The sequence below is a fragment of the Nocardia aurea genome (genome assembly GCF_003123685.1).
Classification (GTDB): Bacteria; Actinomycetota; Actinomycetes; order Mycobacteriales; family Mycobacteriaceae; genus Nocardia; species Nocardia aurea.
Genome location: NZ_QCYJ01000005.1, coordinates 29,207 through 49,999, shown reverse-complemented (window position 1 = coordinate 49,999; position 20,793 = coordinate 29,207). Strand labels below are relative to the sequence as shown.

Sequence of the window (20,793 nt, the reverse complement as noted above, 5' to 3'; positions counted from 1 at the left end):
CCGTCGTCGGATCGTCCGTCGTGGGAGGTTAGCGTTTCGACGTCCGAACTGAACGCTCGTACGGGTACTCATCCGGCGGGACGTCGAAGGAACTGTTCACCATGACCTGGCTGGAAATGCTGGCCGTCCTCGCCGCCGGTATCGCGGCGGGCGGCATCAACACCATCGTCGGATCGGGAACGCTGATCACGTTCCCGGTACTGCTCGCCTTCGGGCTCCCGCCGGTCACCGCGAATGTGTCGAACACGATCGGACTCGTTCCCGGCTCGATCAGCGGTGTCATCGGATACCGCCGTGAGCTGGCGGGCCAGCGGGCCAGACTGCTCACGCTCGGCAGCGCGTCCCTGCTCGGCGGCATCACCGGCGCGGTGCTGCTGCTGACCCTTCCCGCCGACGCGTTCAAGGCCATCGTGCCGGTGCTGATCATCGCGGCGCTGATCCTGGTGATGGTGCAGCCGAGGCTGGCGCGCTGGGTGAAACAGCGACGCGAGGGCGACGGCGGTCCCGCGCCCGAACACGGCGGGCCGATCCTGCTCGCCGCGGTCTACGCGACCGGTATCTACGGCGGCTATTTCGGAGCGGCCCAGGGTGTGCTGCTGATCGGGCTGCTCGGCGTCTTCGTACACGAGGACATGCAGCGGCTCAACGGTGTGAAGAATGTGCTCGCGCTGATCGTCAACGCGGTATCGGCGCTGATCTTCATCGTGGTCGCCGACGTCGACTGGACCGCCGTCGCGCTGATCGCGGTCGGTTCGATCATCGGCGGGCAACTCGGCGCTACGGTGGGCAGGCGCATGTCGCCGACCGTGCTGCGCGCGGTGATCGTCGTCGTCGGCACGATCGCGGTGATCCGGCTGCTCGCCTCGTGAGTCGCCGTGCGGCGCGGTCCGGCCGACCGACGACACCGGGCGAAGGAGGATTCGGGGTTGAATTCGTCACCGAGGATGACGACCTGCGGCGCCGAGGTGTCCGACCGTGCTGACCCGCGACGCCGGGGCGACCGTGCGTAGCCGGATCGCGCGTCGCTCGACCGTGTCGCTCGTCGCGGCCCTGATCGCCGTCCTGCCCGCGGTGAGCGGATGCGGCCCGGTCGCCGGGCACGAGTCCGCGGTCGCCGAACTCGTCGCGCAGGCCGACGCCGCCGCGACCCCGCACCTGGAATGGACCGCGTGCGCCGACCCGGATCTGACCCGCTACGACTGCGCGACCGCGACGGTGCCGCTCGACTACGCCAGGCCCGACGGCGCGACCATCGACCTGGCCGTCGTCCGGCAGCGGGCCACCGACGCGGACCGCAAGGTCGGCACCCTGTTCGCGGCGGCGGGCGGTCCCGGCGGATCCGGCCTCGACTGGGCGGCGAAGGGCGCGATGTTCTCGGGCGAGGTGAGCCGCCGATTCGACGTCGTCACCTTCGACCAGCGCGGCGTCGGCCGCAGCGCACCCGTCCGCTGTTTCACCGACGAGGACGACCAGCGCGGATTCTGGACCGGTGCGACGATCCCGCCGGTCACCGTCGAACAGCAGGCCGCGACCGAGCGGGCTGCCAGGGATCTCGCGGCGGGTTGCGCCGCGCACAGCGCCGCGCTGCTGCCGCATCTGACCACCGTCGACGCCGCGCGCGATCTGGATCTGCTGCGCCGCGCGGTCGGCGAGTCCCAGCTGACCTTTCAGGGCAGTTCGTACGCGAGTTATCTCGGCCAGGTGTACGGCGCGCTCTTCGGCGACCGCGTGCGCGCGTTGCAACTGAGTTCGATGATCGACCCGGACGCCTACACGCGCGACACCACCGCCGCGATCCTCGATACCGCGACCGGCGGCGAGAACGTCCTCAACGAATTCCTGCGATTGTGCGCCGCGAACAGGAGCGCGTGCGCTTTCGCCGAATCACCGATATCGACCGCGACCGGTTTCGCCGAGCGCTCGGCGTCGGGCTGGTCGAGTGCGGATCTGCGCCCGCGCTACGACGCGCTGCTCGACGCGCTGGCGAAAGGGCCCGTCTCGGTCGGGTCCGGTGACACCGCCGTGCGGGTGACCTACAGCGACGCCGTCCAAGCCCAGGCATTGTTGCTGTACGACCACGAGAAGGGCTGGCCCGCGCTGGGCGAACTACTCACCGAACTCGAACACGGCGCCTCGGGCGACGCGGGCGCGGTGCGCGCGATCCTGGCCGCCGGCGCCATCGACTTCGACTATCTCGACTCCTTCACCGCCATCTCCTGCGCGGACAACACCCTGCCCCGTCAGCCGGAGATCTGGCCGCAGTTGGCGAGCCGGTTCGCCGCGAGCGCGCCGACCTTCAGCGGTTTCTGGCTGTATCTGCGTCAGCCCTGCGCGGCGTGGCCCGCGCCCGCGACCGGATACCCGCAGCGCTACGCGGGCCCGTGGACGCTGAGTTCGGACAAACCGGCGCTGCTGATCAACAACCGCTTCGACCCCGCGACGCCGCTGCTGTTCGCGCAGCGCGCGCAGCAGGCGATGGTGAACGCGCGCCTGGTCGTGATCTCCGACGGCTACGGCCACGAACCGGCCGACGAATGCACCCGCCACCTCCGCGAGCGTTATCTGATCGACCTGCAACTCCCGGCTCCCGGCGCCACCTGTTCGGCCGATTCGGCACCGTTCGCCCGCTGACCGTGTAATTACCGCCGTCGCGGTGTTCTTCGGCCGCGATCGGTGTGGTTTGTACGCCGAAATACCGGTAATCTGCGCCTCGGCCATGCGTGATGAGGGAGGTGGCCGGTGGATAGACGCGCCTTCTTTCGGGCGGCGGGCGCGGCGGCGCTGTTCGGAGCCGCGGGCGGTTCCGTGCTCGGTACTCGCCCGGCGGCGGCGGATCCGCTCTGGTTCAACCTGTTCCGCGAGTGGGTTCCCGAGATCTTCGCGACGCTGCCCGATCCGCCGGAGCATTCCCCGGCGATCGTGATCGGCTCCGGATTCGGGGCCTCGGTCACCGCGCTGCGGCTGGCGCAGTCCGGTGTCGCCACGACCGTGCTCGAACGGGGCTCGCAGTGGCCCAACGATCCGTGGCGCGAGATCTTCACCGGTGACGACCTACCCGACGGCCGGGGTTTCTGGCATCGCACCAGTTTCACCGGCGTCACCAAGGTCCCGATGCAGTTCGCCAGTTTCGGCGGTGTGCTCGACTGCACCTCCTACCCGGGCATCGATGTGTGGCGGGCCGCGGCGGTCGGCGGCGGTTCGGTGATCTTCACCGGCGCGATGGTCGCCCCGGAACGCCGGTTCTTCGATCACGTCTTCGGCGGCGTCGCCGACTACGGGGAACTCGACAGCGTCTACTACCCCCGGGTCAGGCAGATGTTGCGACTCGACCCGATTCCCGCCGATCTCTATGCCGCCCAACCCTTCACGCACTCCAGGGCGTGGGACGCGCAGGTGCGCAAGGCGGGATATCAACCGCTGCCCAACGATTCGATCTTCACCTGGGATGTGCTTCGTGCCGAACTCGCCGGGGCCACCCGTGCGTCGGCCACGGTGGCGCGCAGCAATCTCGGCAATTCCAACGGCGCGAAATTCGACCTGAACCAGAACTACCTGCGGTACGCCAGGGAGACCGGGAAGGCGGCGATCTTCCCCGGCCACCGTGTCGACAGCATCGCCCAGGAGTCCGGCGGACGTTTCACGGTGACGGTGACCACACTGTCGCCCACCGGCGACCGGCTCGGCACCCGCACGCTGACCTGCGACCGCCTCTTCCTCGGCGCGGGTTCCATCGGCACCTCCGAACTGCTGGTACGCGCCCAGGCCACCGGCACGCTGCCGAATCTCAACGAGCACATCGGCGCGGGCTGGGGCACCAACGGTGACGTCGTGCTGGCCCGCGGCGCGAGCGCCGTCGGCGGTTTCGGGCAGGGCGTGCCGAGCGCGAGCCGGATCTTCGACGAGCGCACCGCGCCGGTGACCCTGGAGAACTGGTACATCCCCGGCATCCCCTTCGAAACCGGCGCGCTCGCCTCCCTCGGCATGGTGCTCGACTCCACTCGCACCCGATTCGGCTACGACCGAGGCTCGGATTCGGTCGGGCTGTCCTGGTCGGTGCGCAATCGCGAGGAGACCACGGCGGTGGCCCGCGCGGTCGATCGCCGAGTCGCCGAGGCCGCGGACGCCCTCGTCGAATACAGCGCCCTCGGCTACGACGCCAACGCGATGTTCACCGCCCATCCGCTGGGCGGGGCGGTACTCGGCAAGGCCACCGACGGGTACGGGCGGGTGCACGGCCATCCCGGTCTCTACGTCATGGACGGCGCGGCGATACCGGGAAGCACCGGCACGGTCAATCCGTCGCTCACCATCACCGCCCTTGCCGAACGCAATATCGAGGCCGTCATCCGGGAAGGTCGCTGAGCCCTTCGGCCCCCGCGGGCCGCTGATCGGATTCGCCGCGTGGACGGTGGATATGGTGCGTGTACGCCGGTACGGGCCGCCGCGGCGGGCTACTCTCGGCTGACCGTTCGGCGTTGAAGGGATCCTCCTGTGGCAGCTTCTACCACCCCGTCGAATGTCGACGCGGCGTCGGATCCGGCCCGGGCCGCGGACAAGCGGCCCGCTTTGTGGACCGATCTGGTCATGCTGGCACTGGCTGTCGTCTCGCTCGTGCTGGTCGTCTGGGTCAGCTTCTTCACGGTGTCCGACACCGTCTACCACACGGTCGTGGTCACCGACTGGGTCATCTGCGGGATCTTCGCCGCGGAATTCCTGTGGCGCTGGCGTCGCGCGGGCTGGCCGTGGACCTTCCCGTTCGTCTACTGGTACGAAGTGCTCGGCATGATCCCGGTGACCAGCCCGTTCTTCCGCGGTTTCCGGCTGCTGCGCATCGTGGTCATCGCGGTGCGGCTCGGGCGGGTGGCCGATCGGGCGCTCGGTGACCGGGTGACCGCCGCGGTGGTCAACCATTTCGTGAAAACCATCGTCGACGTGATCAAGCGGCCGATGACGATCGCCGTACTCGACGAGGTGGCGCATGTGCTGCGCACCGGTCACTACACCCGCAATATCGCCGCCGCGTTGGAGGAGAACCGGTCGGAGATGGACGAGATGATCGTCGAACTCATCAAGAAGGATCCGGCCGCGGGCAAGGTCCGCTACATCCCCTTCCACGAGGACATCATGCGACTGGTCGCCGACACCACCTTCCGCATCGTCTTCCAGGTACTCGCCGATCCGAGGACCGACGAACTGGTCTCGGACATGATCCGCGAGAACGTCGACCAGATCAGGACGGCGGTGCGCGACGGCGTGCGGGTCGAGCCGTCCTATTACGGCCACACCCCGCACGAGCGCAGGGTTCGGCACCTGCTCATGCAGCAGTCGAGCAATCCGTGACGCCGGTCAGTGCGCGCCGTGCCTGATCTCCTCGCGCGGCCGCGCGTAACGCTTTGTCTCCCAGACGATCAGCACCACGAGTACAGCGCACAACAGGGTGAGCGAGGCCAGCGCCGGTAGCGCGCACGCGAGCGGTATCAGCGCGAGCAAGGCCACGGCGGCGACTACGCGCGGCACCGTGATCTGGCCTGTCGCATAGTGTTTGAAGCCCACCAGCGCGATCAGGTACAGCACGACGCCGCCGTAGAGCGCGAACAGCGGGATCCCGTACAGCGCGTCCTTCAGGGTGTGGTCCGAGGCGTCGCCGACGTAGTACAGCACCTTTTTGAGGCCGAGCGAGAGGCCGATGATGCCGACGATCATCGGGAAATGCCAATAGGTGTAGCAGTTGCGGGCGATCTTGATCTGACGCTGACCCGTCGCGCGCTTCAGTTCGTGTTCCACCGCCAGCGCGGCGACGTCGAAATAGGCCCACCACAGCAGTCCGGCGATCGCGAGGCCGAGCAACGATCCGACGGCGATCGGCCAGGAGATCGGTAGCCCGGCGACCCCGATGCCGATGGACACGATGGATTCGCCCAGCGCGACGATGATGATCAGTCCGTAGCGCTCGGCGAAATGGCCGGCGGAATTCACCCGCCAGTCCTCGCCCGCCAGGATCGTCCACAGCATGTCGCCCGCGATCGCGGCGATCCACAGGATGGTCTGCACGCGCCCGTCGGTCATCGCGGCGATCACGAGCAGGGTGGTGCCGATGGTGATGGAGCCGAGCGCCCAGCGGGTGACCTGACCGCGCAGCTGAGGATCTTCGGCGCTGGCGAAGTAGAAGACTCCGACGTGGATCATCCTGGTCACCAGATAGGCGATCGCGAACACCAGCGGGCCGAACCAGCCGCCGGGCAGATCCCGGAAGGCCTCGGGGATCGTGATGGCCGCGATCAGGCCACCGCCCATCGCCGCGAACATCGCGACGCGGGTGAAACCCTCGTCCGCCTTGACCACATTGCCCAGCCAGGAATACGCGATCCACACCCACCACATGACCGCGAGCACCAGCACCGCGCGCAGCATGTTCTGAGCCGTGGTCTCGTGGGCCGCGAGATCGGTGACCATGGTGAACGCGAAGACGATGACGAGATCGAAGAACAACTCGAGCTGGGTGACCGCGCCGTTCTCGGCCTGCGATTGGAACCGAATCCTCTTGCTACCGATCATGGTGGATATCGTCGCATCCGGGGACCGGGTCGGCGACCGAGGTTTTCCCTCGGCGAAATCGTCGGGACGATTCCGGTCACATCATCTGGTAGTCCCTGGGCTCGGGGTACGCCTCGGCGAATTCGATGAAATTCTGGACCACGGTCTCGTGCCACCGCTGGACCGTGCGCTTCATCAGCAGCCCCGGCAGCGGAATCCGCGAATGCACGGTGACGTGGTACCAGACCTTGGTTCCGGAAGGGCCCGGCGCGACCTGGAACCAGCCGTCGCCGCCGATGCCGCGCGAACTGTCGACCACCTGCCAGGCGCAGCGCGATTCGGTCCACTCGTATTCGAGGACCTGGAGATCGGAACTTCCCATCACGTCGGCGGTGACGTAGACCCGGTGCGGTCTGCCCTGCTCGTCGCGGGTCGCCACGCGCGCGTCGTGGTAGGTGGACCACTCGGGGAACATCTCGGTGGCCGCCAGGGCCTCTAGAACCTGTGCCGGGGTGATGTCGACGACAAAGTGAATGTCGATTTTCGTGCGCATGCCATACCTCCACCCCCCGGCGGATCAACTCGGCCGATTCTGCACAGCCGTCTTCACATCCGTCAACCTGGCTATTCGGTTCCAGTATGGCTCTACCGACCGGTAGTGATGTCGCCCGAAGTGCGCCGGGACAGAGAACGGCGCCAATCATCGGGGGCACATGCCGTCAGTCGGCGGTGGCAGGCTCGACGATCGCGTCGGGTCCGGGGTACATCAGTGACTCGTGTCCGTCGTCGAATCGCACGACGTACGGCGGTGATCCGCCCCTGCCGCGCACTTCGATGATCTCGCCCTGGTGGTCACGCTGTCCGACCACGTGCCCGTGCACGTGCAGCCGGTCTCCGACATTCGCCATCATCACCCCATTATCGACCGTGAGTGACGCGGGTCACAACCCGTTCGACCTGCTGTGATGTGGCTCGTCTTTCGATTCCGGGCCGACGAGTCGATGGACCGCGTCCTCGATCAAGGCCGCGCCCTGTTCCTCGGTGAACAGTCCGGGCAGGGTGAGGCGGTCCAGGATCAGCCAGTTCAGCGCCAGGTACAGCAGACGTACCGTCTGCTCGTCACCCGGCATCCCGGCGTCGAGATGGTTGCGCACATTGAATTCCAGATCGGCGCGGACCCGTTCGGTCAGCACCTCGCGCAGCGCCGGTCGCCTGGTGGCCTCCAGGCGCAGTTCCAGCAGTGCGAGGTATCCGGTGCTGAACGCTTCGATCCGCCCGACCACGTCGGTCATGAGTTCGGTGATGTTCGCCCGGGTCTTCGGCCCCTCGGTCACCTTCGCCATCACTTCCGGGCTCGGCTGCAATCGCTCGTAGAACCGTGCGCCCGCCTGGGTCAGCAGGTCGTCGCGGTTGGCGAAGTAATTGGACGCGGTACCGGCGGGCACGCCCGCCTCCTTGTCCACCGCGCGGAAGGTGAGCCCGCGCGCGCCCTGGGCGGCCAGTACCTCGATCGCCGCATCGATCAGCGCCCGCCGTCGCTCCGGGTTGGTCCGCACTTGACACCACTCCATCTGTAGTACTATCTTTAAACCACTCCAGATAGAGTACTACAGGTTGGGTGGTATCCGAATGCGAAAACTCGTCTACTACGTGGGTGTCTCGCTCGACGGCTACATCGCCGGTCCGGGCGGCGAATACGATTTCTATCCCCTGGACGCCGAGATGGGCGCGTGGACCAACGCGGAATATCCCGAATTCGTACCCACCCATCTGCGCGGTCACGTCGGTATGGCCGTCGACCAGCCGAACCGGCGCTGCGACACGGTCCTCATGGGCCGCGGCACCTACGAACCCGCGCTGTCGGCGGGAGTGACCAGTCCGTACAGCCATATGAAGCAGTACGTCGTGTCCGGCACGCTCGGGCGGATCGATGATCCGAACGTCGAACTGGTCGAATCCGACCCGCTCGGACTCGTGCGCGGACTGAAGAAAGAGCAGGGCCTCGATATCTGGCTCTGCGGCGGCGGTGTGCTCGCCGGACAACTGCTCACCGAAATCGACGAGCTGATCATCAAGAGCTATCCCGTGGTGGCGGGCAGCGGGATATCGGCCTTCTCCGGGACATTCGACCCCACGCTGTTCACACCGACACGGCGCGAGCAATTCGGCAACGGCGCCCAGGTGACCTGGTTCACCAGATCCTGATCAGCGCGCGTCGGTGAGGAAGGACAGGCGCACCTGGCGGTCGGGGTTGTCGACATTGAGGTCGACCAGCGCGATGGACTGCCAGGTGCCCAGCGCCGGCCTGCCCGCGAGCACGGGCACGGTGGCGTAGGGCGGGATGAGCGCGGGCATCACGTGCGAGCGGCCGTGGCCGCGCGCACCGTGCGCGTGCCGCCAGCGATCGTCTGCGGGCAGCAGATCGCCGAGGGCGGCCAGCAGATCGTCATCACTGCCCGCGCCGAGTTCGATGATCGCGATACCCGCCGTCGCGTGCGGGACGAAGATGTTCAGCAGTCCGTCACCCGCCCCGTCGACGAACGCCGCGCACTGCGGCGTGAGGTCGAAGACGACCTCCGAACCCCCGGTCCGCACATTCAGCACCGTGCTCTTCATAACAGCATTCTCCTCGACTCCGGTCCGCGTCGGTGTCACGGCGCGGGCTTTCAGAACATGAAGTACCAGTGAGTCTTTGCGATATCGAAGGCCGGAAAAGACCCGGTCGCGGCAGGCGCGACGAGGACTGCCCGAGAGGTAGGCACAGATTCGCGAGGCTTCTGCCGGTAGTCTGAACAGCTGTCAGCAGCTGATCGTCGATCGTGGAGGACCCTGTCGTGGCTCTCGTTGTTCAGAAGTACGGAGGATCCTCGGTGGCTACCGCCGAGCGTATCCGGCGCGTCGCTGAACGGATCGTCGAAACGAAGAAGCAGGGCCACGACGTCGTGGTCGTCTGCTCCGCGATGGGTGACACCACCGACGAACTCCTGGATCTGGCGCAGCAGGTCGCCCCGTCGCCGCCCGCCCGCGAGATGGACATGTTGCTCACCTCCGGTGAGCGCATCTCCAACGCGCTGGTGGCCATGGCCATCCACTCGCTCGGCGCGGAGGCCCGCTCGTTCACCGGTTCGCAGGCGGGTGTCATCACCACGGGCGCGCACGGTAACGCGAAGATCATCGACGTCACCCCGAGCAGGTTGCGTTCGGCCCTCGACGAGGGCCTGGTCGTCCTCGTCGCCGGTTTCCAGGGTGTCAGCCAGGACAGCAAGGACGTCACCACACTCGGGCGCGGTGGTTCCGACACCACCGCGGTGGCGCTGGCCGCCGCGCTGGAAGCCGATGTGTGCGAGATCTACACCGACGTGGACGGCGTCTACACCGCGGACCCGAGGATCGTGCCGGACGCGCAGCGGCTCGACCAGGTCTCCTACGAGGAGATGCTGGAACTGGCCGCCTGCGGCGCGAAGGTCCTGATGCTGCGGTGCGTCGAGTACGCCCGCCGCTACAACGTGCCCGTCCATGTGCGCTCGTCCTACACCGACAAGCCGGGCACCTACGTTTACGGATCGATGGAGGACATCCCCTTGGAGCAAGCAATCCTCACCGGCGTCGCGCACGACCGCAGCGAGGCCAAGGTGACCGTGGTCGGACTGCCGGACGAACCCGGCTACGCCGCCAAGGTGTTCCGTGCCGTCGCCGACGTCGAAGTCAATATCGACATGGTCCTGCAGAACATCTCGAAGGTGGAGACCGGAAAGACCGACATCACCTTCACCCTGCCCAAGACCGACGGCGCGCGCGCCGTCGAGATGCTCACCGCGCGCCAGGAGGAGATCGGTTTCTCCCAGGTGCTCTACGACGACCACATCGGCAAGGTGTCACTCGTCGGCGCGGGCATGAAGAGCCATCCCGGCGTCACCGCCACCTTCTGCGAGGCGCTGGCCGAGGCCGGGGTCAACATCGACCTCATCTCCACCTCCGAGATCCGGATCTCGGTGCTGGTCAAGGACACCGAGCTGGACGAAGCGGTGAAGGTGCTGCACAAGGCGTTCGATCTCGGCGGCGACGAGGTCGCCGTCGTGCACGCCGGAACCGGCCGCTGAGCGGCGCGACACCGCGCCGCGCACATCGACCGATCGCGTCGGAAGGACTTCAGTCATGGGCATTCGGGTAGGCGTCGTCGGCGCGACCGGTCAGGTCGGCGCCGTGATGCGCAAACTCCTCGAGGAACGGAATTTCCCGGCCGACGAGGTGCGCTTCTTCGCGTCCTCGCGCTCGGCCGGTAAGACGCTGCCGTGGCGCGGCGGCGAGATCGTGGTCGAGGACACCGAGACCGCCGATCCGTCGGGTCTCGATATCGCGCTGTTCTCGGCGGGCGCCACCATGTCCAGGGTGCAGGCGCCGCGTTTCGCGGCGGCGGGCGTCACGGTGATCGACAACTCCTCGGCCTGGCGCAAGGACCCCGAGGTCCCGCTGGTCGTCAGCGAGGTCAACCCCGAGCAGACCCGCAATCTGGTCAAGGGCATCATCGCCAACCCGAACTGCACCACCATGGCGGCCATGCCGGTGCTCAAGCCGCTGCACGACGCGGCCGGGCTGCGCCGACTGATCGTGTCCAGCTACCAGGCAGTCTCCGGCAGCGGCCTGGCCGGTGTCGAAGAACTCGCCACCCAGGTGCGCGCCGTGATCGACGACGCCGAGAAACTGGTGCACGACGGCGGCGCGGTGTCCTTCCCCGCGCCGAACAAATACGTCGCGCCGATCGCCTTCGACGTCATCCCGCTGGCCGGGGCGATCGTCGACGACGGCAGTTTCGAGACCGACGAAGATCAGAAGCTGCGCAACGAGAGCCGTAAGATCCTCGGCCTCCCGGACCTGCTGGTGAGCGGCACTTGCGTCCGCGTCCCGGTCTTCACCGGACACTCGCTGTCGATCAACGCCGAATTCGACGAACCACTCTCGGTCGAACGCGCCACCCGGATCCTCGCCGCCGCCCCCGGAGTCCGGCTCGTCGACGTACCCACGCCCTTGCAGGCCGCCGGCGGCGACGAATCACTCGTCGGTCGAATCCGCCACGACCCCGGCGCCCCCGACGGTCGCGGCATCGCCCTGTTCGTCTCCGGCGACAACCTGCGAAAAGGCGCCGCGCTCAACACCATCCAGATCGCCGAAGTACTCCTCGCCGAACGCTGATGGCGAACCCTCATCCCCAGGTATATCTCGGTGACCGGCTGGTTCGCGCCGAGGACGCGCATGTGGGTATCGCCTCGTCGGCGGTGCTGTACGGCCTGAGCGTGTACACGGTATTTCCCGTCCATCCGGAGGGTTCGGGGTATACCGCGTTCCGCCTCGACGATCATTTCCGGCGTCTCGAGGAATCCTGCAAGATCATCGGGATCGACCGGTTCGCGGCGGAATGGGATTTCGCGCGGTTCCGGTCGGCGGTCGTCGAACTGATCGCCGCCAACGCGCCCGCCGATGACGTCTTCGTCCGCGCGACGGTGCACGTCGTGGCATCGATTCCCGGTACCAGGGTGCGCGGATGCGAGATCCAGGTGAGCATGTTCGTCTACGACGCGGTGCCGATCGTGCCGCAGGACGGTATGCGGCTCAAATCCAGTCCGTGGCGTCGGATTCCGGACAACGCCATTCCGTCACGCGCGAAGGTCAACGGCGCGTACGTGAATTCGGTGCTCGCCAAACAGGACGCCATCGACAGCGGTTACGACGATTGTGTCTTCCTGGACGGCAACGGGCACGTGTGTGAGCTCAGCGCGGCCAATATCTTCCTGGTGCGCGGTGGCACGCTGATCACCCCGGATGTCTCCTGCGACATTCTCGACGGTATCAACCGGCGTACCGTTCTCACGCTCGCGGCCGAGGACGGCATTCCCGTCATCGAACGCGGTGTCGATCTGACCGAGTTGTACATCGCCGACGAGATTTTCGTCACCGGCACGTCGGCGGGCGCCGCACCGGTGCTCGAGGTGGACGGTCGCGTCATCGGCAGCGGTACGCCGGGCCCGATATCCCAGGCCGTGCGCAAACGTCACGCGGCGGCCCTGCGCACCGACGACGTGCACGGCTGGGTCACCCGGCTGCTCGGATAGCGTCAGCGGATGCCCGGTGTGCGCGGGTCCGGGCCGAGGCAGGCCAGTATCGCGCAACCGGGCGGTGCGTCGGTGAACGGCGCGGCCAGCGGGGAGTTCAGGCAGGCGAACACATCGCAGCCCGGATAGGAGAACGGGCCGACGCCGAAGACGGCGAGCAGGAAGTTCGAGTCGACCAGTCGTCCCGGATCCAGGCGCAGCGGCGGTTCGACGAACGGTCCGGGATCGGGAACCGGATTGTCGACCATGGCGTCGAAGAGTCTGCGGAAGAATTCGTGCGGTAATTCGGCGGTGTTCTGCACGACCCCGGAAATGCCCTGGCTGCTGACATTGCCGAAGACGCCGGTCCACATGACCATGAGGTCGAGGCTGGGGATCACGAAGAGGTTCTGCATTCCCAATCCGGCCGTCGAGACGATATCGCGGGGCAGGAATGCCGCGAACTCGGCGCAGCCGGGGCCGATCCAGAACAGATAGCCGTAGCAGCTGTTCGTCGCGGAGGGCGAGCGCGCTTTCCGGAGGTATTCCTCCGAGAGGATCTGCCGCGCGCCCCATCGGCCGTCGTTGCTCAGCAGCAGACCGAGTTTGGCGAAGTCGTCGGGCGGGATCATCAGGTGCGCGTAGCCGTAGGTGTGGCCCGCGCGGTCGCGCGCCCAGTAGTAGTCGGTGCGGGCGATACCGAGCGGATCGAACAGTTCCCGCTGGGTGAACTGCTGTAATGGTTCGCCGATAGCCGATTCCAGGACGTAGGCCAGCAGGTCGACATTGCGCTGGCTGTAGCTGAACGCGGTGCCGGGAGGAGTGTCGAGCGGCACCCCGAGTGCCTGCACCGCGCTGTTGGGGTCGATCGGGATGACGCCGGTGAGACCTTCGGTGAGCACACCGACTTTCATCCCGGAGGTTTCGGTGAGCAGATTCTCCACGGTGATCGAACGGTGCGCCGCGTCGCCGAGGCCCGCGGGCAGATAGCGGTCGATCGGCGCGTCCAGGTCGATCAGGCCACGGTCCCAGGCGATTCCGACCAGGATCGACACCACACTCTTGGTGGAACTCCAGATATTCCACGCGACGTTATCGGTCACCGCGTTGTTCGGGCCCTCGCCGACCAGGCAGTTGTGCCGAAAGACCTGTACGTTGAGACGATTTCGCGTACCCGTGAATCGCAATGCCGCGTCCAGCCGAGCGGAGTCGAATCCGACCTGCTCGGGCGTGGCCCGCTCCGGTTCCCGGTCCGACCGCACCGCGCAGGAGGTTTCGCCTCCGACGGGGTCGGCCTGCGCGACTGCGGTGACGGCACTCCCCACGACCAGCGCTGCCGCGGTGAGCGCGGCGAGCGAACCACGGATACGCCCCATGTCGGAAGGCTATCGCTCCGAGCGGTCGCGCACCGGTCAATGGGCCCAGGATGTGCTCGATTCGTGGGTTGCGTCGGAACACGAAACGCCGCCGGATGTGTACACCCGGCGGCGTCCGATCGTCGAACGTCACTTCGACGTCACGACCTGCGTCGACGTCCCACAAGCGCCTCTCGGCGGGTGGTCGCTCGTAGCGACGATGGGGTGAGGCCCGGGGCTGTCCGGACGTCGACAGTCATCTACAACGAGTGCCCCGGTGAATGTATTCCTGGCGAACAGATGTGACCTGCGCCATGGACGGCATACCGGCCGCAAACGTCTACGATCTAGATGGATTTCGCGTAATCGAAAAACGGGGGCTGTTGTGATCGACGATCCGGTGCTGACCGAAATGCTCGCGGCGCTGCAACGGAGTCCCGAGGTGCTCGCGCTGCGGGTGCGGGTCATCGAGCTGCTCGCCGAACGCGGTCGCTACGCCGAGGCGCTCGGGCAGTGCGGCGCGGCACTGACCCAGGAGCCCGGCAACCCGAGAGTGCTACAACTGCTCCAGCAGTGCACGACCGCCCTCGGCGCGTCCGGGGGAGTCGCGCCGGAGGCATCGAACCCGACAGATCCGAATCCCGAAGTCCCCGAACCCGATCCGAGCATCGCCCCCGCGAACGGCTACGACTGGGCCGCCGCCGAGGATCAGGTCTCCGATATCGTCGCGCCCGCCTTCATCGATCAGGGGCCGGGTGAATACGCCGCCGACGGCGACGCCGGATTGTTCGAGAAATCGCGGGTGACACTGGCCGAGGTCGGCGGCATGGACGAGGTGAAACGTCAGCTCGACCTCACCCTGCTCGGTCCGCTGCGAAATCCGGAGCTGGCGAAGGCCTTCGGCACGTCGGCGCGGGGCGGCCTGCTGCTCTACGGTCCGCCCGGCTGCGGCAAGACCTTCATCGCCTCCGCGATCGCCGGTGAACTCGGCGCGAATTTCTATCCGATCGAGATCGCCGACATCCTGGATATCTACATCGGCGCCAGCGAACGCAATCTGCACAATGTCTTCGAGGTGGCGCGGCGCAACGCCCCGTGTGTGCTGTTCCTGGACGAGATCGACGCGCTCGGGCACAAACGCAGTCAGATGTCGGGTTCGGCCACCATGCGCACCGTGGTGAATCAGCTGCTCAACGAGATGGATTCGGTCGGTAACGTCAACGACGGCGTGTATGTCCTCGGCGCGACGAACCACCCGTGGGATGTCGATGTCGCGCTGCGCCGCCCGGGCCGGTTCGACCGCATGATTCTGGTCGCGCTGCCCGATCCCGCCGCGCGCCGATCGATCCTGCACTACCACCTGCGCGACCGGCCGGTGGCCGGTATCGACCTCGGCGCGATAGTCCAGCTCACCGAGGGTTTCTCGGGGGCCGATCTGGCGCACGTCTGCACGTCGGCCACCCAGTTGGCGATGGCGGAATCCATCAAGACCGGCGAGGTCAGGCCGGTCACGATGGCCGATATGCATTCGGCGCTGTCGGGGATCAAGCCGAGTGCGGGCGCGTGGTTCGAATCCGCCCGCAATGTCGTGGAATTCGCCAACGGTGACGGCAGCTACGACGATCTGGCGATGTATATGAAGCGAATGAAATTGCGGTGAATCCGCAGGTCGAAAAAGCCAGGGTGCTGATCGGCCTGAAGCGGCCGGAAGCCGCGCGGGCGCTGCTGTCCACGGTGCTGGCAGGCGAGCCGGACCACGCGGAGGCGCACGCGCACCTGGCGAATTCGTGGTACGCCACCGGTGACTACGACAAGGCCCTCGACTGCGCCGAAGCCGCGCTCCGGAACGCGCCCACCTACGAGTTCGCCTGGCGCATCAAGGCATTGGCCGAATCGCAGCTGGCGAGTACGGCCGCCGCCGGTGACGAGGCGAGCGAACGGAGCGCGCGGGCGCGGGCGGCGGGGCTGCGGTGCGTGCAGCTCGATCCCGAGAGTTCGGAGAATCAACGCATTCTGGCGATGGTGACGATGGATGTCGACCTGGCCGCCGCGCTGGAGATCATCACCCACGCCATCGAATTGGATCCGGAGAACGCGGATCTGTATGTCCTGCGCGGATATATGCTCCGTCAGTTCACCGGCGCCGTCGCGCTCGCCGAGGCCGAGCGCGTGTTGCACGAGGCCCTGCGGCTCGACCCGGACAATGCCGACGCGCTGTACGAACTCGCCTCGGTCGATCTCGCCGCCGGTCGTCGTGACTCGGCGATGCGCAGGCTGCGCCAGGTCGCGGAGTGGGATCCGTCGAGGGCGGCCGCGGTGCGGGTCGGGCTCGCCATGATCGAGAACGATATGGCCCAGCTCGCCGCCGCGGAACATTCGGCGGTGCAGGACGCGGCGCACGGGCACGCGGAGCCGCGTAGATCGCCGCTTCGGCGGCCGGTGGTCCTGGTACTCGTGGCCTTGGCGGTGGTCGGCAATATCGTGTCCGGTGTCATCCTGTCCGAAGGCGACGGCTCGGATTCCGATGGGCCGAAACCCACGCGCGTGTCGCCCACCCCCCACCGCTTTCCACAGACGCTCTACCCGTCGCAGATCTATGTGCCGCCGAGCTTTCCGCGTATTCCACCCACCCTGGTCATTCCGCCGTCGTGGCGCTTCACCCCGCCCGGATCCCCGCCGCCGACCTGAACGACGGCGGCGGGGCGTGTCGGTCGCCTCACATGCGTGTTCGCTTTCTTGACTAACTCCAAATAGCGGGTGACCATCGAATTCATGCAGAACAGTGGCGGCCCACGCGAGTGGTTGCGGGCGGCGGGCCTTCGGGTGACCGCTCCCCGGCTCGCGGTGTTGGACGCTGTCGCCACCAGGCCGCATTCGGACGCCGAACGGGTGGCGGCCACCGTGCGCGAAGCGCTCGGCACCGTTTCGACCCAGGCCGTCTACGACGTGCTCAGGGCATGCGTGAACGCGGGCATCCTGCGCCGGATAGAGCCCGCGGGCTCCTCGGCGCTCTACGAGACCAGGATCGGGGACAACCACCACCACCTGGTCTGCCGGGCCTGCGACACGGTCGTCGATGTGGACTGCGCGGTGGGCGGCGCCCCGTGCCTGGAACCCGACGACAACCACGGGTTCGCGATCGACGAGGCCGAGGTCGTCTTCTGGGGTCTGTGCCCCGCCTGCCGCTCGCGCGAGCGGTCCGCGGCGGGCTCGACCCGCCCGTAGTTCCTCGAGAATCGGCTCGCCCCCGGTCGATGGACCGGGGGCGAAGTCATCGGTGCCTATGAGGACAGGGTCCGCGCGCCCACCGTGCCGAGGGCGAGAGCAGTCGCGCGGCCGGATTTCCTTCGATTCAGAGCAGGCCCCACCAGTACAGCAAGCAGGCCAGCACCCAGACCACCACGGTTTCCATCGTCGCTCCAATCCTTTTGGCGCACCGCCTACATCATCCCGCGAACACCGCCGGGGCGGAGCGGATTGATTTCCGCACCGGCCACTTCGTTACTCCAAGGTCTTATTAAGTCCCCAGCAAGCGCGCGACGGCATTGTTTGTCTCGAAGCCGGACCACACCGGAGACATTCCGCAGAAGACGAAGGGAGCACAGATGGCGGACGGGACGAACCACGCGGGGTCGCACGCTGTCGACCACTGCCGCCGGTAACCGGGGAAAGGGGGGACAACAGCCACTGCCGGGGTGGGATCCAGGCTCGACTTGTCCACACGAGGGGTGACAAGTCGAACCGGAGACAACACCGGTCGGGCCGGTCGACGAGGGGTGACCGGCCCGACCGTGAACGTTGTCGGGCAGGCATGGCATATGGCTCTTCCGAGAGCTGATCGGCGATCGAGGCATCACCACTGCGACAGGTAACCAATCTGTGCGGGCCGACGATCCCATCCGAGGTACGGGCCGGGCCGGTCCACACGAGGGGTGACCGGCTCGGCCGCACCGCGTTCGGCGGCGTTTCACGAGACGTTCGCTTGCCGCTTCAACCACGGCCTGACAGGCTGAACAGGTGCCTGACCATTCAGTCACCCCGTCCTATCGACTCCTGGCACTCGATCACGAGATCGCCCTCGACCGCGCGCGGGAACGTTTGCGCGCCGAATTCGTGACGGTTTTCGACTGGGATACGGTGCACCACTATCTGATGTCGTCCTACGACGAATTCGCGGCCCGCTCCAGGGTGACGCTCTATCTGCCGACGCTGGCCGAACGTTTCTGTCGTCAGCAGTTGCAGGCGCGGGCGCGGCTGGAGGGCAAGGTCGCGCGTCGCCATCCGACGGTGCTTTTCCTGTGTACCCACAACGCCGGGCGTTCGCAGATCGCGCTCGGCTTCTTCACCCAGATGGCGCGGGGCCGTGCGGTGGCCTGGTCGGGCGGGTCCGAACCGAGCGCCGCGCTCAATCCGGCCGTCGTCGCGGCGATGGCCGAGGTCGGCGTCGACATCGGTGAGGAATATCCGAAACCGTGGACCGAGGACATCATCGCGGCGGCCGACGTCGTCATCACCATGGGCTGCGGTGATATCTGCCCGCTGTTGCCAGGACCGCGCTACCTGGAGTGGATCATCGAGGATCCGGCCGGTCTCGATGTCGAGCAGGTCCGTCCGATCCGCGACGATATCGAGCGGCGGGTCGGGGAGTTGCTGGTCGAACTCGGCGTCGCGGTGCTGCGCGGTTCAGGCGCTCGATGACGTTCGGTCGGCGTGTGCCAGCTCGTCCGGGTCCGGATCGATCGTGCGGCTCGGCCACCAGATGCGCGGCCCGATCAGGGTGAACAGCGCCGGAATGATGACCGTGCGCACGACGAACGTGTCCAACAGGATCCCGAGTCCGACCACGATTCCCAGCTGCGTGAGCGTGATCAGCGGCAGCACGCCGAGCACGCAGAACACCGCGGCGAGCACGATTCCCGCGCTGGTGATGACCGCGCCGGTCGAGGAGACCGCGCGGACGATGCCGCCCGTCGTGCCGTGTGCCGGTGTCTCCTCCTTCGCGCGGGTGACCAGGAAGATCGTGTAGTCGACACCGAGTGCCACCAGGAACAGGAACGCGAAAAGCGGCACGTCGGTGTCGATCGCGGGGAATCCGAACAGGTGCACGCTCAGCCAACTGCCCAGACCGAGGGCGGCGACCGCGCTCAGCACCGTGACCGCGACCAGCAGCAGTGCGGCGGGCACCGCGCGCAACAGGGCGAGTAGCACCAGACAGACGACGGCGAGAACGAGCGGGATGATCAGCATGCGATCGCGTGCGGCCGCCGTCGTGACGTCGAGTTCCTCGGCGTCGCTGCCGCCGACGACGGCTTGCGCGCCGTCGATATCGGCGAGCCGGGTACGCATCGATTCGATGATGTCGAATGCCCGATCGGAGGCGGGCGGGGCATTGATGACCACCGACCACCGGGTGAACCCGGTCGGCGCGGTCGCGGTGTCGGTCGCGCGGACCACGCCTGGCGTCGCGGCGAGGGTTTCCTGTACGCGCGGCGCGGCCGAGGTGCGTGCGATCACCAGTGCCGGGTCGGAGGAGCCGGAGGGGAAATGTGTCGCGAGGGTGTCGAATCCGTCGACCGATTCGGCGGTGACGCGGAACTGCTCGGTCTGGGAGAGCCCGATGTCGACGGTGAACAGTCCGGCGGCGCAGACCGCGAGCAGTGCGGTCGCGCTCGCGGCGACCAGTGCGGGCCGCCGGATGACCCGCAGCGCGATCGAATGCCATATTCCGCTCTCGGCCGGGTCGCGGCCATCGGGGCGCGGCACGAAGGGCCAGAAGATGTTTCGCCCGCACACGGCCAGTACGGCGGGCAGGCCGAGCAGGACGAAGACCAGGGCGACCAGCAGTCCCGACGCGGCCAGCGCGCCGAGACTTCTCGTACTCGGTACCGATGCCGTCACCAGCACGAGCAGGGCGGCCACGACGGTGAGGTTGCTCGCCAGGATCGCCGGACCCGCGCGCCGCACCGCCCGGCGCAACGCCGTGCGGTGGTCGCGTTCGGTGTGCAGTTCGTCGCGGTAGCGCGACACCAGCAGCAGCGCGTAGTTGGTGCCCGCGCCGAAGACGAGCACGCTGGTGATGCCCGCGGTGGAACCGTCGAAACTCAGACCGGTGGCCTCGGCCACGCCGGTTCCCACGGTCGTCGCCAGGCGGTCCGCCCAGCCGATCACGAGCAGCGGCGCGAGCCACAGCACCGGTGAGCGGTAGGTCAGGATCAACAGCGCCGCGACCACGATCGCGGTGACAGCGAGCAGGGTGGTGTTCGCTCCGGAGAACGAATCGGAGATATCGGCGCCGAAGGCGGGACCGCCGGTGATCTGGAGCCGCAGTCCGTCGGGCAGACCTTCGCCGGCCGCCTGCCGCACGGCGTCGATCCGATCGGTGAGTGCCGAACCGTTGAGTTGCGCGGGGATCGAGACCTGACCCAGCAGTGCTCGGCCGTCCTGCGACGGCACCGGGGGCATCGGGTCCCGACCGGCCGCCCCGGCGACGTTCGCGCGGGTCGATGCCTCGACGGTCGCGGCGCGGTCGGATTCGGTGAGCGCGCCGTCGTCGGTCCTGGTGACCACGATGATGGCCGAGGCGGTACCGGCGTCGGGGAACCGCGCGGCGGCTTCCTTCGCCCGCGCCGATTCCGAGGCATCCGGCAGCGAGTTCGGTGCCTGGCCCGCGGTGTCGTTGGCGCCGATGCCGCCGATCAGCGCCGCGGACAGGCCGATGAGCAGCAGCAGGAACACCCACGAGCGACGGGAGGTGACGACGGCGGCGTAGCGATCCCAGATACCCACGAAACGGACTCTCTCATATTCTTAACTATCAA

At 67.3% G+C, this 20,793-nt stretch carries 19 protein-coding genes; 12 read left to right on the top strand and 7 right to left on the bottom strand.

Annotated elements, in window-relative coordinates:
• Nucleotides 1–101: 101 nt before the first annotated feature.
• The 4 genes from DAT37_RS00965 to DAT37_RS00950 all read left to right on the top strand — a co-directional run bounded on the left by DAT37_RS00965 (nt 102) and on the right by DAT37_RS00950 (nt 5,340).
• Nucleotides 102–869 (top strand): sulfite exporter TauE/SafE family protein, encoded by a 768-nt coding sequence (locus tag DAT37_RS00965; RefSeq protein WP_109522750.1) that lies wholly within the window; start codon nt 102–104, stop codon nt 867–869.
• Between the two features lie 106 nt (nt 870–975).
• Nucleotides 976–2,631 carry an alpha/beta hydrolase gene (locus DAT37_RS00960; RefSeq protein ID WP_232839416.1) on the top strand — a complete coding sequence of 552 codons (1,656 nt, stop codon included), beginning with the start codon at nt 976–978 and terminating at the stop codon, nt 2,629–2,631.
• A gap of 108 nt (nt 2,632–2,739) precedes the next feature.
• A complete protein-coding gene (locus DAT37_RS00955) occupies nt 2,740–4,362 on the top strand; it encodes a GMC oxidoreductase (RefSeq protein ID WP_109522749.1) in 1,623 nt (540 codons plus the stop codon).
• 129 nt (nt 4,363–4,491) lie between these two features.
• Nucleotides 4,492–5,340 (top strand): hypothetical protein, encoded by an 849-nt coding sequence (locus DAT37_RS00950; protein WP_109522748.1) that lies wholly within the window; start codon nt 4,492–4,494, stop codon nt 5,338–5,340.
• A gap of 6 nt (nt 5,341–5,346) precedes the next feature.
• Here DAT37_RS00950 and DAT37_RS00945 read toward each other — a convergent pair whose 3' ends face one another.
• The 4 genes from DAT37_RS00945 to DAT37_RS00930 all read right to left on the bottom strand — a co-directional run bounded on the left by DAT37_RS00945 (nt 5,347) and on the right by DAT37_RS00930 (nt 8,105).
• Nucleotides 5,347–6,555, bottom strand: coding sequence for a low temperature requirement protein A (locus DAT37_RS00945; protein ID WP_109522747.1), 1,209 nt, complete (start codon nt 6,553–6,555; stop codon nt 5,347–5,349).
• 76 nt (nt 6,556–6,631) lie between these two features.
• Entirely contained in the window at nt 6,632–7,087 is a 456-nt protein-coding gene (locus tag DAT37_RS00940) for an SRPBCC family protein (protein ID WP_109522746.1), read from the bottom strand.
• Between the two features lie 166 nt (nt 7,088–7,253).
• Nucleotides 7,254–7,445: a DUF1918 domain-containing protein gene (locus DAT37_RS00935; protein WP_109522745.1), complete on the bottom strand. Its 192-nt coding sequence runs from the start codon at nt 7,443–7,445 to the stop codon at nt 7,254–7,256.
• 30 nt (nt 7,446–7,475) lie between these two features.
• On the bottom strand, nt 7,476–8,105 hold the full coding sequence (locus tag DAT37_RS00930; RefSeq protein ID WP_109522744.1) for a TetR/AcrR family transcriptional regulator: 630 nt from the start codon (nt 8,103–8,105) through the stop codon (nt 7,476–7,478).
• Nucleotides 8,106–8,163: 58 nt separating this feature from the next.
• Here DAT37_RS00930 and DAT37_RS00925 point away from each other — a divergent pair, with 58 nt between their 5' ends.
• Nucleotides 8,164–8,739, top strand: coding sequence for a dihydrofolate reductase family protein (locus tag DAT37_RS00925; RefSeq protein WP_109522743.1), 576 nt, complete (start codon nt 8,164–8,166; stop codon nt 8,737–8,739).
• Here DAT37_RS00925 and DAT37_RS00920 read toward each other — a convergent pair whose 3' ends face one another.
• Nucleotides 8,740–9,150, bottom strand: a complete 411-nt coding sequence (locus DAT37_RS00920) for a YjbQ family protein (protein WP_109522742.1) — start codon at nt 9,148–9,150, stop codon at nt 8,740–8,742. It abuts the gene before it with no gap.
• Between the two features lie 218 nt (nt 9,151–9,368).
• Here DAT37_RS00920 and DAT37_RS00915 point away from each other — a divergent pair, with 218 nt between their 5' ends.
• From DAT37_RS00915 to DAT37_RS00905, 3 genes are read left to right on the top strand one after another with little or no spacing between them, the layout of a single operon-like run.
• Entirely contained in the window at nt 9,369–10,634 is a 1,266-nt protein-coding gene (locus DAT37_RS00915; protein ID WP_109522741.1) for an aspartate kinase, read from the top strand.
• A 55-nt stretch (nt 10,635–10,689) separates the two neighbouring features.
• Complete coding sequence (locus DAT37_RS00910; RefSeq protein WP_109522740.1) at nt 10,690–11,724, top strand: aspartate-semialdehyde dehydrogenase; 1,035 nt, start codon at nt 10,690–10,692, stop codon at nt 11,722–11,724.
• Nucleotides 11,724–12,641 carry an aminotransferase class IV gene (locus DAT37_RS00905; RefSeq protein ID WP_109522739.1) on the top strand — a complete coding sequence of 306 codons (918 nt, stop codon included), beginning with the start codon at nt 11,724–11,726 and terminating at the stop codon, nt 12,639–12,641. The genes DAT37_RS00910 and DAT37_RS00905 overlap by 1 nt, the downstream gene beginning before the upstream one ends.
• Before the next feature lie 2 nt (nt 12,642–12,643).
• Here the strand turns inward: DAT37_RS00905 and DAT37_RS00900 are convergent, their stop codons facing one another.
• Nucleotides 12,644–13,996 carry a serine hydrolase domain-containing protein gene (locus DAT37_RS00900; protein WP_109522738.1) on the bottom strand — a complete coding sequence of 451 codons (1,353 nt, stop codon included), beginning with the start codon at nt 13,994–13,996 and terminating at the stop codon, nt 12,644–12,646.
• A 364-nt stretch (nt 13,997–14,360) separates the two neighbouring features.
• On the opposite strand from DAT37_RS00900, the gene DAT37_RS00890 reads away from it, so the two are divergent.
• The 4 genes from DAT37_RS00890 to DAT37_RS00875 all read left to right on the top strand — a co-directional run bounded on the left by DAT37_RS00890 (nt 14,361) and on the right by DAT37_RS00875 (nt 18,673).
• Entirely contained in the window at nt 14,361–15,635 is a 1,275-nt protein-coding gene (locus tag DAT37_RS00890; protein ID WP_109522736.1) for an ATP-binding protein, read from the top strand.
• The gene (locus DAT37_RS00885; protein ID WP_109522735.1) at nt 15,632–16,663 is read left to right on the top strand and encodes a tetratricopeptide repeat protein; all 1,032 of its coding nucleotides are present in this window, start codon (nt 15,632–15,634) and stop codon (nt 16,661–16,663) included. The genes DAT37_RS00890 and DAT37_RS00885 overlap by 4 nt, the downstream gene beginning before the upstream one ends.
• An 84-nt stretch (nt 16,664–16,747) precedes the next feature.
• A complete protein-coding gene (locus DAT37_RS00880; RefSeq protein ID WP_109523191.1) occupies nt 16,748–17,200 on the top strand; it encodes a Fur family transcriptional regulator in 453 nt (150 codons plus the stop codon).
• Between the two features lie 792 nt (nt 17,201–17,992).
• Nucleotides 17,993–18,673, top strand: a complete 681-nt coding sequence (locus tag DAT37_RS00875; protein ID WP_109522734.1) for an arsenate reductase ArsC — start codon at nt 17,993–17,995, stop codon at nt 18,671–18,673.
• Here the strand turns inward: DAT37_RS00875 and DAT37_RS00870 are convergent.
• On the bottom strand, nt 18,659–20,761 hold the full coding sequence (locus DAT37_RS00870) for an MMPL family transporter (RefSeq protein ID WP_109522733.1): 2,103 nt from the start codon (nt 20,759–20,761) through the stop codon (nt 18,659–18,661). The genes DAT37_RS00875 and DAT37_RS00870 overlap by 15 nt on opposite strands.
• Nucleotides 20,762–20,793 lie beyond the last annotated feature (32 nt).